This is a genomic window from Coprococcus sp. TF11-13, from assembly GCF_003481085.1.
In the GTDB taxonomy this organism is placed as follows: domain Bacteria; phylum Bacillota; class Clostridia; order Lachnospirales; family Lachnospiraceae; genus Coprococcus; species Coprococcus aceti.
Map to the genome: position 1 here is coordinate 31,498 of NZ_QUKK01000002.1, position 12,503 is coordinate 44,000.

Genomic DNA, 12,503 nt, shown 5'->3' on the forward strand with positions numbered 1-12,503 from the left:
GCCCCACAATATCTATTTTAGATATTGTGGGGCTCTTTTGTTTATATGGCCTATCTTCTTCATCCCGCCACGGGATTGTCGCCAAACGCTGTGTTGTCCTCGTAAAAGATACAAATTAGCAACCTGTCCAACCCTACCTCTACTGTATAAGCAGCATCGGATCCACAGGATTGCCGTCCTTCTCGACTGCAAAATAGAGATTGCTTCCTTCCTCGCTGTAGAATCTGCTTGGCTCGCCAACGGTTCCCACTACCTGGCCGGCATCCAGATGCTCGCCAAGTGCAACCTTCACATCCTGAAGCTGTCCAAGTGTCACGGTGTAGCCGTCTCCAAGCTCAAGCTTGACGTAATTGCCCAGCTCTGGGTTGCTTGAGACCTCCGCTACCTTACTCTCATATACAGCCTTGACCTCATCGCCCGTCTGCGCCTCAATTACCATTGCAGGGCTGCACTTGTATTCCTTGAGTGTCTCAAAATACACTGTCGTATCCATGCTGTAAGGAATTATCACATTGCCATTTATAGGCCATGATATGCTATCCTTTGGATCGTAATGCAGGCTGTCATTTGAAACTCCTGAAGCTCCAGTCTCAGCACTCTCACTCTCCACTGTGGATGCAGTGGAATCCTCTATGGTATTATCCGTCTCAATATCTTTCTGCTCTGATGTACCTTCATCCGACACTCCGCTGTTCTTATCATTTTTCTTATCGTTCAAAGCTTCCTTCGCATCGGCTTCTGTCGTACTGTCATTCGGCATATTCTGTCCTATTGTTATGGTCTTCTCCTTTGAATTGGTCTGTGCGTTATAAAGTCCGAGCACTGTCACAAGCACTGCCATGCCTGTGATGAGCGAGATATAAAATATATTCTTCTTTATGCCGCCCAAAAATTTCTTCATATTCATCACCTCATCTGTATCATGTCCACTTATTGGCACTTATATACAGATGATTTGAATGTGTAAATATTTTTTATCAACCTTTATTTCGCAATCTCTATTCCAGTATAATAATACCTGAGGATCTGATCATACTTCTCTCCATTTTCCGCCAATACAGACGCCCCATACAGTGACATTCCCAGAGAATCTCCAACGCCCACCGTTATAATCCTGTATCCATCCTTAACCTTATCTATGTGTATATTCGTCGAGGCAAGTCCCAGTTGTTCTTTGAAAACATCAGCCTCCAGCTCGCTCCCAAATACATTTATGGTCTGTGCAAATCCAGATTCTGTGGCTGTCATAACCTTGACCTCATCCGTCATATTGTCAGCGTCTATCCATTTTCTGAATATCTTCTGAAGCCTGTCCCCGCTGTATATCTCAGTGGTCGAAAAGTCCTCCGCCATCTGATCCACATCACTTGCCACCTGCCTGAGATACGGTATGTCATGCCCATATATTTCCTGTGCACTCACAGTATGCCCTGTACTTATCATATGATACGCCGGAAGTATTATCTCTCCACCGTATTTCATAACCTGTCCACCGGTCGCATACACCGCCTTCTCCGCCCTTCTCATTATCCCGGAGCACTCGCCTCCCCATTTCTTCTTGAGCTGTGATTCCGTATATCTTATCTCCCGGAGCTGGGATTCATTTATAAGATTCTTTGTCTGCCCCTGTGTGGCGGAATTTCTGTCATTTTCATCCATCTGGTAATAGATTCCGGTCCTAACCACAACTGCGACCGCCTTGAGCATTTCATCGCTCCATTTGTCACTCATCATTCCCGCCAGCGTCGATGCTGTATACTCTTCCACATCCACGAGGGAATACTCCCCATTATCATAAATACACACATTGCGTCCGCTTTTTGCCGATCCGTCAGTGTCATCTCCCCCAACCGCCTTGTCGTATATTCCTGATATTATGTAAGCAAGTGCCATAGCACACGCAATCCCTATAATGATCGTCTTTGCATTCCTCATTTCACCCTCCCGCATTTTTATACCTCTTATATATATATCGTTTTTACACTGCTCATATACCCTTTTTACTGAGAAATCTTAACGCAAATTTTAGTCGTATCGTTTATTGACAAATGCAACATGACATAATATGATAATAGCGTATTCAAGATTAACGGTTCGATTGCTATATAAGGTAAGCTTTTCTTTGGAGTATTCTCTATAAGGTATATTGTAGTGTTTTCATTGAGTACAAATTTTCATTTTTAGGAGGTACTCGTGATGAAGAACGGTACAGTTAAGTGGTTCAACGGAGAAAAGGGTTATGGATTCATCTCAGATGATGAGACAGGAAAGGACGTATTTGTTCATTTTTCAGCAATCAACTCTGATGGATATAAGACTCTTAACGAGGGACAGAAGGTTACATTTGATGTAGAGGCTGATCCTAAGGACGCTTCTAAGGAGAGAGCAACTAACGTAACAGTTGTAGCTTAATTCACATATAACCATTAACACAAGAACAGGCGCTATACAGATCTTTGATCTATATAGCGCCTGTTTTTTATTGCTTGTTAATATCACGGTTTCCTCACGGCTTCCCGTTACGCCCTGCTTCCGAGAGCCTTCTTGCGGGCTCTGTATTTCGCTCTGATATAACGGCCTGCCTCAGACAGTTCACTCGTCTTCCACCGGCTCGTCTTGCTCGTCCACGACGCCAGGAGGGATGCCGATTCATTCTTGTTGCTGAGACTCCAGCAGAAATAGCTGACATTCGCCTTGTTGAGTCTGGTCAGCCATTTGCCGGTGTAGGTTTTGCTTATGCCTCCATCGCCGCTTGCCGCGGACATTCCGAACTCTGTGACTATGACCGCTATCCCCTTCTTCCTTGCGTATGCAAGCTTCGCAGGAAGATACCGGTTGTGGCTCCACTCATTAGCATAGAAATGGAGTGAGTACATTATATTCTTGTAGCCCTTGATAGGGTTATCCGCAACCTCATTGTGTGTGCCATCCGAACCGAGCTGGGACCATGTCGGCGTTCCCACTACGATGATCGCCTTCTTGTCATACTTTCTTATGACCTTTATGACCTGGGACGCATATCGCTTGACAGTCTTCCAGTCGCAGCCATTTGGCTCATTGCATATCTCATAAATGATATTTTTCTGTTTCTTATACTTCTTCGCCATAGTTGCAAAGAATCTTCTTGCCTCTGCAACCTGTGTCATAGGATTCCCGTCGTTGAGTATGTGCCAGTCGATGATCACATACATGCCGAGGTCGGTCGCATATTTCACGCCCTTGTATATCTGATTTCGAAGTGCCGCTTTGCTGCCGCCCGCGCAATAGCCGTTGTATTCAGATGTATACATGGCAAGTCTTACCGCATTAACTCCCCAGTCGTCTCTCAGAGTCTTGAACGCCGCCTTGTTCACATAAGGATATCCCACATCCCAGTTGATACCGTGTGTGCTGATTCCCCTGAGCTGGAATTTCTTGCCTTTGGCATCCACCAGATCTGCCCCCTTCACAGATAGTCTTCCATGTGTCGCCACCGGCGTCTTTACCTTCGTAGCTGCAAATGCATCACAGTTCGGCTGTACTGCAACCGCTGTAAATATCATTGCAAATGCGAGCAGCAGAGCCGTGAGTCTGTGTCTCAATTTTCTACCTTTCATATGTTTATAACCCCCTTTTCATCACAACGTAACATATATATCTATCATAACATAGGCGCGGATGTATTAACAGATGCAAAATAAAAACGGACACCATACGATCCTTACCATATGATGTCCGTCCTTTATTTTGTTATTTCATTCTATCTGATAATTACTTATCAAGGGAAACCTTAACCTTCTTAAGCTTCCAGATCTCCTTTGCATACTCCTCGATAGTTCTGTCTGATGAGAACTTTCCAGCACATGCTGTGTTGAGCATAGCCATCTTTGCCCAGCCCTTCTCATCCTGGTATGCCTTATCAACCTTCTGCTGAGCCTCTGCATATGAATCGAAGTCCTTGAGGATGAAGTATACATCTTCCTTTGTGAGAGAATCATAGAGATCTCTGAATCTGTCCGGATCATCCGATGCATAAGTACCATCGATAAGCTGTGTGAGAACTCTTCTTACAGCCTGGTTGTTATTGTAGATATCCATTGGGTTGTAGCCGCCCTCGCGCTCATACTTCATAACCTCTTCTGCTGAAAGTCCGAAGATAAATGCGTTCTCGATGCCAACTTCCTCAACGATCTCTACATTTGCTCCATCCATGGTTCCAAGTGTAGGTGCACCGTTCAGCATGAACTTCATGTTACCTGTACCTGAAGCCTCTCTTGAAGCTGTTGAGATCTGCTCTGATACATCTGCTGCTGCAAAGATAATCTCGGCATTGGATACTCTGTAGTTCTCTATAAATACAACCTTTATCTTGCCTTCGATTGAAGCATCGTTGTTGACAACATCTGCAACTGAGTTGATGAGCTTGATGATAAGCTTAGCTCTCTTATATCCTGCTGATGCCTTTGCTCCAAAGATGAATGTTCTTGGGTACATATCGAATTCTGGCTCTGTCTTCAGTCTGTTATACAGATGCATAACATGAAGGATGTTCAGAAGCTGTCTCTTGTACTCATGAAGTCTCTTAACCTGTACATCGAAGATTGAACGAGGATCTACATCCACATTGTTGTGCTCCTTGATGTACTTTGCAAGACGGATCTTGTTCTGGTACTTGATGTTCATAAACTCATGCTGGCACTTCTCATCGTTCACATATACCTTAAGCTTCTTAAGGTGTGAAAGATTGGTTATCCACTCGTCACCGATCTTGTCTGTGATCCAGTTTGCAAGAAGTGGGTTAGCATGAAGCAGGAAACGTCTCTGAGTGATACCATTTGTCTTGTTGTTGAACTGCTCTGGTCTCATCTCATAGAAGTCCTTAAGCTCTCTCTCCTCAAGGATCTTGGTATGAAGAGCTGCAACACCGTTTACTGAGTAAGAACCTGCAATTGCAAGATGAGCCATCTTAACCTGGCCATCGTACAGAACTGCCATATTCTTAACCTTATCCTGGTTGCCTGGATACATCTCCTGGATCTTGAGAACGAATCTTCTGTTGATCTCCTCAACGATCTGGTAGATACGTGGAAGCAGTCTTGAGAACAGCTCGATAGGCCACTTCTCAAGTGCCTCTGCCATGATCGTATGGTTGGTGTATGCACATGTTCTTGTTGTGATATCCCATGCGTCATCCCACTCAAGGCCTTCCTCATCCATGAGGATTCTCATGAGCTCGGCAACTGCTACTGTTGGATGTGTATCATTCATCTGGAATGTTACCTTCTCTGGCAGCTTGTGGATGTCCTTGTTGAGCTCCTTGAACTTGAGGATTGCTCTCTGAACTGAAGCTGAGATGAAGAAATACTGCTGTCTCAGTCTGAGCTCCTTACCTGCGTAGTGATTGTCATTTGGATAGAGAACCTCAACGATAGTCTTTGCAAGGTTCTGCTGCTCTACTGCCTTCTCATACTCACCCTTGTCAAATGAGTCAAGGCAGAACTCCTGGATTGCCTCAGCATCCCAGATTCTAAGTGTATTTACAACGTTGTTGCCATAACCGATGACTGGAAGGTCATAAGGTACGGCACGAACTGACTGATATCCATCCTGTATAAAGTAGTTTCTGCCATTCTTGTTCTCAACTCTGACATATCCACCGAACTTAACTTCAACAGCGTACTCTGAACGCTTAACCTCGAATGGGTTGCCATCCTTGAGCCAGTCATCCGGCATCTCAACCTGATATCCATCCTTGATACCCTGCTTGAACATACCATACTTGTATCTGATACCACAACCGTATGCAGGATAACCAAGTGTTGCCAATGAATCAAGGAAACAAGCTGCAAGACGTCCGAGACCGCCATTACCCAGAGCGGCATCAGGCTCCTGATCCTCTATAAAGTTCAGGTCAAATCCTAACTCGTCAAGTGCTTCCTTAACTGCATCGTAGTAAGTCAAGTTGATAAGATTGTTACCGAGTGCTCTACCCATAAGGAACTCCATAGACAGATAATAAACTGTCTTGACGTTCTTCTTCTCATACTCCTTGTGTGTAGCAATCCATCTGTCAATGATGTCGTCCTTTACTGCGTAGCTGACTGCCTGGAATACCTGCTGTGGAGTAGCCTCCTCGATAGGCTTGCGGAAAAGGGTCTTTACGTTAGTAATGACTTCCTTCTTGAAGCCTTCCTTATCGAAATCTGCTAACATCTTCATCTGATTCATTCCCTCCTTGGATAAATAGATATAATTTTTTCCATTTTCACTGTTTCATTCTATCATCAACCTTTTTTTTTAACAATACATGAGAAAAAATTTGTTAAATAACACTATAAAATTAGACTATAGTCAAATAGAATTTGCAGTTTTTTTTACATAAAAGGCGATAAATGTCTGATAATATCTAGATTAATTGGGGGTTCTTGCGTTTTCAATGATTACCAGAATATTGTAAATGCACCACGTATACGATATAAAACCCCTGGGAGAGGCAACTCCCAGGGGGATCGTTATCTAACTTCGTCCGTATCCACTCGGCATGCAGCACACGCAAGGCATACCGCCCATGCAGCACGACATGAGAGCACATATGGTACAAAGGTTGTTGCAAAACTTTCCGCCGGTCGGCATATCCATTCCATACCCGGCACCTCTGTCCATGTACCACTGACGGCCGCTCTTGATGGACTCATATGCCTGACGGTATTCCTGATTGCCCGGCTCAAGCTCCATTGCACGCTTCAGCATCTCCATGGCTCTTATCTGATTGCCAAGTCCGGCGTTGCACACGCCACTGTAATAGTGCCACTTGGCATCGTGATTCTCTATCTGATTGAGGACGTTCTTCGCCTCCTCATAGCTTCCGCTGTTCATATAGTTCTTCGCGGCCTGAAAATATCTGGAATCTTTATCATTCGGATCGTAGTCATTCTGTCTCTGATAGCCACCGAAACCAAATGGGCCAAATCCTCCGAAACCGCCAAATGGATCATCATACTGTCCGTAGCCTCCTGACGAACCGCCGTAAGAACTTCCACCATACGGACCATATGAACCGCCAGATCCATAACCGCCGCCGTAGCCCTGCGAGCTTCCAGTTCCATACCCACCAGCACCACCGTAACTTGCACGGTCAGCCTCGCCGCTCACTATGGACTTGTAAGCCTGCTGTATCTCCTTGAACTTTTCCTCAGCCTCATCCTTGTGAGGATTGTTGATATTCGCATCCGGATGATACTTCCGGCTCAGCCTTCTATATGCTTTTTTTACTTCTTCTTCGCTGGCACCTCTTTTGAGTCCCAGCACCTCGTAAGGATCTTTCATAATTTATTCCTCATCGCCGCATCTTCTATTTGTAGTCGAATAATATGCTTCCCATATTCCTGAGTATATTATGTTCCTGAGTATACCTACATTTTCAATAATAGGAAGCATCTCATACTCTTTTGCAAGTGGTGCCACCATCATCATCAGAACATCCTTCGTCCACTCTGCAAGCTCCTGCCATTTGTCCTGTTCTATGGTTTTATCCACACCCACTGATTGTACCTCAACACCCAGCTCATGCGCAAGCCTGCACACGAATGGATTGTAATTTCCGGCACCTATATCCTTCTCTATATCGTCATACGCGTCCATTATGTAGACAAATTTGCCCAGATAATAGCCTATGGTGCGGAGATATGATTCCCACTCATCATGTTTCGGGGCACATATCTCTGCCATTATATTGCCGAAATGCCCTGACAATGCATCCATGTCATCGGATCCCACCTCCTCAAGCTCACTTATCGCCTTGAGGTTCTCCGCAATAACCTGGATCTTCTGTTGATAATCTTCCTTGAGCCTCCTGCCATTTTGTCCTGCGAGCAGTACATCCGCATACAGCTTTCGGGTAAGCATATGCTCATCATCCCAGTCATCTATACATTTATAATAGGTAAGGATCACGTTCATATCAGCAACATAATCTGTGTACTCGTTCTGTACATAAGTATGCTTCGATGTCGGGTGTGCGATACATCTTCTGCTGCCCGAGTGCTTCTCCGGTTCGTACAGTCCCGTCAGAAGAAGGACCAGAAATGTCATATCATAGCTGAGACTTATCTGTCCTCTGGCACCATATCTGTCCTTCAGCGATTTGCACAGGCCGCAATAATACTTACGGTATTCATCATATTCTTTCATCTTAAGCTCAGGCTGGTTCACCACTATATATCCAAACATCTCTCAATCTCCACACTATATTCCAACATAAGACTTTATCCGTCTGCGCTGTTACTAAGACTTCTTCACAAATCTGTTGCCGCACTTAGGGCATCTGATCTCTATCTTGCCCTTTCCCCTTGGAACTCTGATCATCTGCTGGCATTTGCTGCAGACAAATATCTTGTATTCCTTGCCGGCTTCCTTCTGTTTCTTCGCACGCTTGAATATATTTCTCACGCCTGCGGTGTGCTCCATAAACCATCTGTTCTGAGCCGCGCACTTGTCATAGTTCTTGGACATGATCCTGACATATCCATATATGAACATGAGAAGTCCAAGGAAATAAAATATCCCTGTCTTGATAAATGCATCCAGCACCATAAATATCAATCCGCCCCAGGTAAGGAATGATGACAACTGATCGTTGCCGTACCTGGATCTCATAAATCTTATAAATTTGTCTTTCATAATTCACCATTCTCCTCGCAAATTCTTACATTGTCTCCAGTTTCTCTGCGGATTCCTGGAGCTGTCTGTAGGCTTCCTTCATCCTGCCCATCTCCACGTCATCTACATGATTCATGTCTGTTCGTGTCACAAGCTTCCTCAGATACTCGCAGTCGCTCTTGATCCGTTTCATCTCCTTCTTGTCGAGCTGTGCGCCCTTGGTCTCAAGAAGATTCTCTACCTTATATACATACGCCTCGGCCTCGTTCATAATGTCTTTGAACTCTCTGGCTCCAGCCACATCATCCTCGTACTTCTTCGCATCCTCCCTGGCTCTGCGGATCTCCTCCTCCGAAAGGTTGGTGCTGGATGTGATCACTATCTGCTGTTCCACACCCCTGCCCAGATCCTTAGCTGAGACCTTGAGGATACCATTTGCATCCATGTCAAATGTGACCTCGATCTGAGGAACGCCCGCCATGGCTCTCTTGATACCACTGAGTCTGAAGTTGCCTAGCAGCTTGTTGTCCCTTGTGAAATGCCGCTCGCCCTGGTATACCTTGATCTCGACATCCCTCTGGAAATTGCCCGCCGTGGTAAATATCTTTGATGCCCTGGTCGGAATGGCAGAATTTCTCGGAATGATGACATTTGCCACGCCTCCAAGGGTCTCAATGGACAGCGAAAGAGGTGTCACATCCATGAGGAGAATGTCATTCACCTTGTTCGACACGGTGAGCTCGCCGCTGAGCTTGCTTCCCTGGACCGCCGCACCCATGGCAACGCACTCGTCCGGGTTCATATTCTTGGATGGCTCCCTGCCGGTTATGGCACGAACCTTATCCACAACCGCCGGTATACGGGTGGAGCCACCCACCAGCAGCACTTTGTCTATCTGATTTCTCGTTATGCCCGCATCGGATAATGCCTGGTTTACAGGTCCCGCCGTTCTCTCCACCAGGTCATAGGTGAGCTCGTTGAACTGCTCCCTGGTTATCGTCATGTCTAGATGCACCGGCTGATTCTTCACTGTCGATATAAATGGCAGATTGATGTGTGCAGTCTGCGCAAATGAGAGCTCCTTCTTGGCATTCTCACAGGCTTCCCTCACTCTCTGGGATGCCGTGATATCCTTCGCCAGATTGACCTTTGTCTCCTTTTTAAAGGTCTTGATGACGTAGTCCAGCAGCCTCTCATCAAAATCATCTCCGCCTAGATGATTGTCTCCCGCGGTGGCAAGAACCTCTATGACGCTGTCCCCTATCTCTATAACAGACACGTCAAATGTTCCTCCGCCCAGATCGTATACAAGTATCTTCTGCGCCTGTCCATTGTCAAGACCATAGGCGAGAGCCGCCGATGTAGGCTCATTTATGATTCGAAGCACATTCAGTCCCGCTATTCTTCCGGCGTCCTTTGTGGCCTGTCTCTGGCTGTCGTCAAAGTAAGCCGGAACTGTTATGACTGCATCAGATACCGGTCCGCCCAGATAACTCTCAGCATCGCTCTTCAGCTTTGCAAGTATGATGGCGGATATCTCCTGCGGCGAATAGTCCTTGCCGTCTATCCTCTTTCTGTATGTTGTTCCCATCGCTCTCTTGATGGATGTGATAGTTCTGTCCACATTCACAGTCATCTGTCTCCTGGCAGACTCACCCACCAGTCTCTCTCCATTCTTTGTGATGGCTACTATGGAAGGTGTGGTCCTGCCGCCCTCCGAATTCGGTATGACAGTTGGCTGATCGCCCTCAAGCACTGCCACACAGCTGTTTGTTGTTCCCAGGTCTATTCCTACTACTCTGCTCATATATGTCAACCTCTCTGTAATGGTATTCTAATCTACTCATGGGTACGGAGGGGTCAGGTACCTCCGTCCCTATATATTGTATATAATAACCATCACTTATGAACATAATTTGGACAAAAAATAAAGTAAGTATAAAGTTAGGTTAAGAGAGTATAAAAAAAGGGACGGAGGTACCTGACCCCTCTGTCCCCGGATTTAATATTCTACTTTGATACTTTCTCTGCCTTGATAACCGCCTGGAATTCCTTTATATCCTTTGCGATCTCTCCGCTTAATGCCAGCAGACAGATAAGGTTCGGAATCGCCATGAGCGCATTCGCTATATCTGAGAAGTTCCATACAAGATCCAGTGATATCGTCGCGCCTACGTATACAACGAGCGAGAACACTATCCTGTATATCATATTGTACTTGTGTGACTTGAACAGATACTCAAATGCCTTCTCTCCGTGATACTCCCATCCAAGGATCGTGGAGAATGCGAAGAGCACAATTCCTATAGTTACGAGCCAGCCTCCCACCTTGCCAAGTGCAGAGCCAAATGACAGTATCGTGAGAGCTGCACCTTTTATAACAGTTGAGCAGGCAAATGTTCCATCCTCAGCAAATGTATAATGGTTTCCGGCTGCATCAGTCCATGTACCGGTAAGACTTCCTATGGCTGCCTGACTCTCCTCCACCGCAAGCTCACTTGCAAGCTTTGTATTCTCATCCTTGTTGAGTTCGTCGGATGGAAGAACAGAAAGAGTCAGTGTATTTGACGAATTGGATGTATCTGTCAGAATGAGCTGGTCATCTGTGAATTCATATGTATAATCCGTCGTGGTAATCTTGTTGTCAGAATCAACAGCCTCCACAGTAACCGCCGTTCCGCTCACCTGATAGCTGCCCTTTGTACTGTTCTCAGTAATACCAAGCACACCCGATGATGCAATACAGAGACCTGTGATGGTGCAGACTACTATAGTATCCCAGAATGTACCTGTCATATTGATGTAACCCTGACGGACAGGATTGTCTGTTGTGGCAGCTGCCGCTGTGATGGCCGCCGAGCCCATTCCGGCTTCATTTGAGAATACTCCTCTGGCAACACCGAATCTCATGGCGTTCATCATAGCTGCTGTGATCGTACCACACAAACCGCCACCGACTGCCTTGACTGAGAATGCCATCTTGAATATCATGACAACTCCTGCCGGAAGATTCTGGATATTGACGATTATTACAATAAGTCCGGCTACAACATAGAATATCGCCATCAAAGGAACAACAACTGATGACACCTTAGATATAGTCTTGATTCCTCCAACTATTATAAGAAGGGCAAAAACCGTAAGTATGATTCCTGTCACATATGTAGGCACGCTGAATGTGCTGCTAAGAGATTCAGATATGGAATTGGCCTGTGTCATATTTCCTATTCCAAATGAGGCGATGACTGCAAAGAGTGCAAACAGCCAGCCCAGCACTGCGCCGAACTTCTTATGCTTGAATGCTTTCTTCATAGTGTACATAGGACCGCCGCTCATCTCGCCCTTGGCATTCACCTCACGGTACTTGATAGCAAGCATACACTCTGAGAACTTGGATGTCATTCCAAATGCTGCGGATATCCACATCCACACCAGTGCTCCTGGACCTCCCGATACCATGGCCGTTGCAACACCAACGATATTTCCCGTTCCTATGGTTGCAGCAAGCGCGGTGGTCAGTGCCGAAAATGGTGACACGTCTCCGGTTCCCCTGCTCTTTGTCCTTGCCTCCTTGCTAAGTGTACTCTTCAGCGCATAGCCGAGGTTCCTCCAGGGAAGAAATCCTGTTCTGATCGTCAAAAATATTCCCGTTCCAACCAGAAGCACCAGCATGACCGGTCCCCAGACAAATCCATCCACCGCCGACACGATCTCATTTAACTTTTCCATACAACCGCCTCCTCTTTCCAGGTTATCCATATCATCCGACCCGGCACTCCCCTCATTTTTTGTCCCGAATCAGTTTATATACCCGTAAATTTACTGTAATTTTGCCACAAAGTCCAGAGTATTGTGGTGTTATGGTT

Annotated in this window: 10 protein-coding genes; 1 reads left to right on the forward strand and 9 read right to left on the reverse strand. The window is 45.8% G+C overall.

Annotated elements, in window-relative coordinates:
- Positions 1-139 precede the first annotated feature (139 nt).
- Together DXD11_RS04840 and DXD11_RS04845 are read right to left on the reverse strand one after the other, a co-directional pair.
- Complete coding sequence (locus DXD11_RS04840) at positions 140-901, reverse strand: M23 family metallopeptidase (RefSeq protein ID WP_118757888.1); 762 nt, start codon at positions 899-901, stop codon at positions 140-142.
- 83 nt (positions 902-984) lie between these two features.
- Positions 985-1,935 carry a SpoIID/LytB domain-containing protein gene (locus DXD11_RS04845; protein ID WP_243002908.1) on the reverse strand — a complete coding sequence of 317 codons (951 nt, stop codon included), beginning with the start codon at positions 1,933-1,935 and terminating at the stop codon, positions 985-987.
- A gap of 261 nt (positions 1,936-2,196) precedes the next feature.
- Here DXD11_RS04845 and DXD11_RS04850 point away from each other — a divergent pair, with 261 nt between their 5' ends.
- Positions 2,197-2,412: a cold-shock protein gene (locus DXD11_RS04850; RefSeq protein ID WP_015534471.1), complete on the forward strand. Its 216-nt coding sequence runs from the start codon at positions 2,197-2,199 to the stop codon at positions 2,410-2,412.
- Between the two features lie 107 nt (positions 2,413-2,519).
- On the opposite strand, the gene DXD11_RS04855 is transcribed toward DXD11_RS04850, so the two are convergent.
- The 7 genes from DXD11_RS04855 to DXD11_RS04885 form a co-directional block, all read right to left on the reverse strand.
- Positions 2,520-3,596, reverse strand: coding sequence for a glycoside hydrolase family 5 protein (locus DXD11_RS04855; RefSeq protein ID WP_118757889.1), 1,077 nt, complete (start codon positions 3,594-3,596; stop codon positions 2,520-2,522).
- Positions 3,597-3,750: 154 nt separating this feature from the next.
- On the reverse strand, positions 3,751-6,192 hold the full coding sequence (locus DXD11_RS04860; protein ID WP_055146369.1) for a glycogen/starch/alpha-glucan phosphorylase: 2,442 nt from the start codon (positions 6,190-6,192) through the stop codon (positions 3,751-3,753).
- Between the two features lie 303 nt (positions 6,193-6,495).
- Positions 6,496-7,305 carry a J domain-containing protein gene (locus DXD11_RS14685; RefSeq protein WP_015534468.1) on the reverse strand — a complete coding sequence of 270 codons (810 nt, stop codon included), beginning with the start codon at positions 7,303-7,305 and terminating at the stop codon, positions 6,496-6,498.
- Positions 7,306-7,308: 3 nt separating this feature from the next.
- The gene (locus tag DXD11_RS04870; protein WP_015534467.1) at positions 7,309-8,208 is read right to left on the reverse strand and encodes a DUF5685 family protein; all 900 of its coding nucleotides are present in this window, start codon (positions 8,206-8,208) and stop codon (positions 7,309-7,311) included.
- Between the two features lie 54 nt (positions 8,209-8,262).
- Positions 8,263-8,658: a hypothetical protein gene (locus DXD11_RS04875; RefSeq protein WP_118757890.1), complete on the reverse strand. Its 396-nt coding sequence runs from the start codon at positions 8,656-8,658 to the stop codon at positions 8,263-8,265.
- A gap of 25 nt (positions 8,659-8,683) precedes the next feature.
- The gene (dnaK, locus tag DXD11_RS04880) at positions 8,684-10,444 is read right to left on the reverse strand and encodes a molecular chaperone DnaK (protein ID WP_015534465.1); all 1,761 of its coding nucleotides are present in this window, start codon (positions 10,442-10,444) and stop codon (positions 8,684-8,686) included.
- 203 nt (positions 10,445-10,647) lie between these two features.
- Complete coding sequence (locus DXD11_RS04885) at positions 10,648-12,366, reverse strand: alanine/glycine:cation symporter family protein (RefSeq protein WP_118757891.1); 1,719 nt, start codon at positions 12,364-12,366, stop codon at positions 10,648-10,650.
- Positions 12,367-12,503 lie beyond the last annotated feature (137 nt).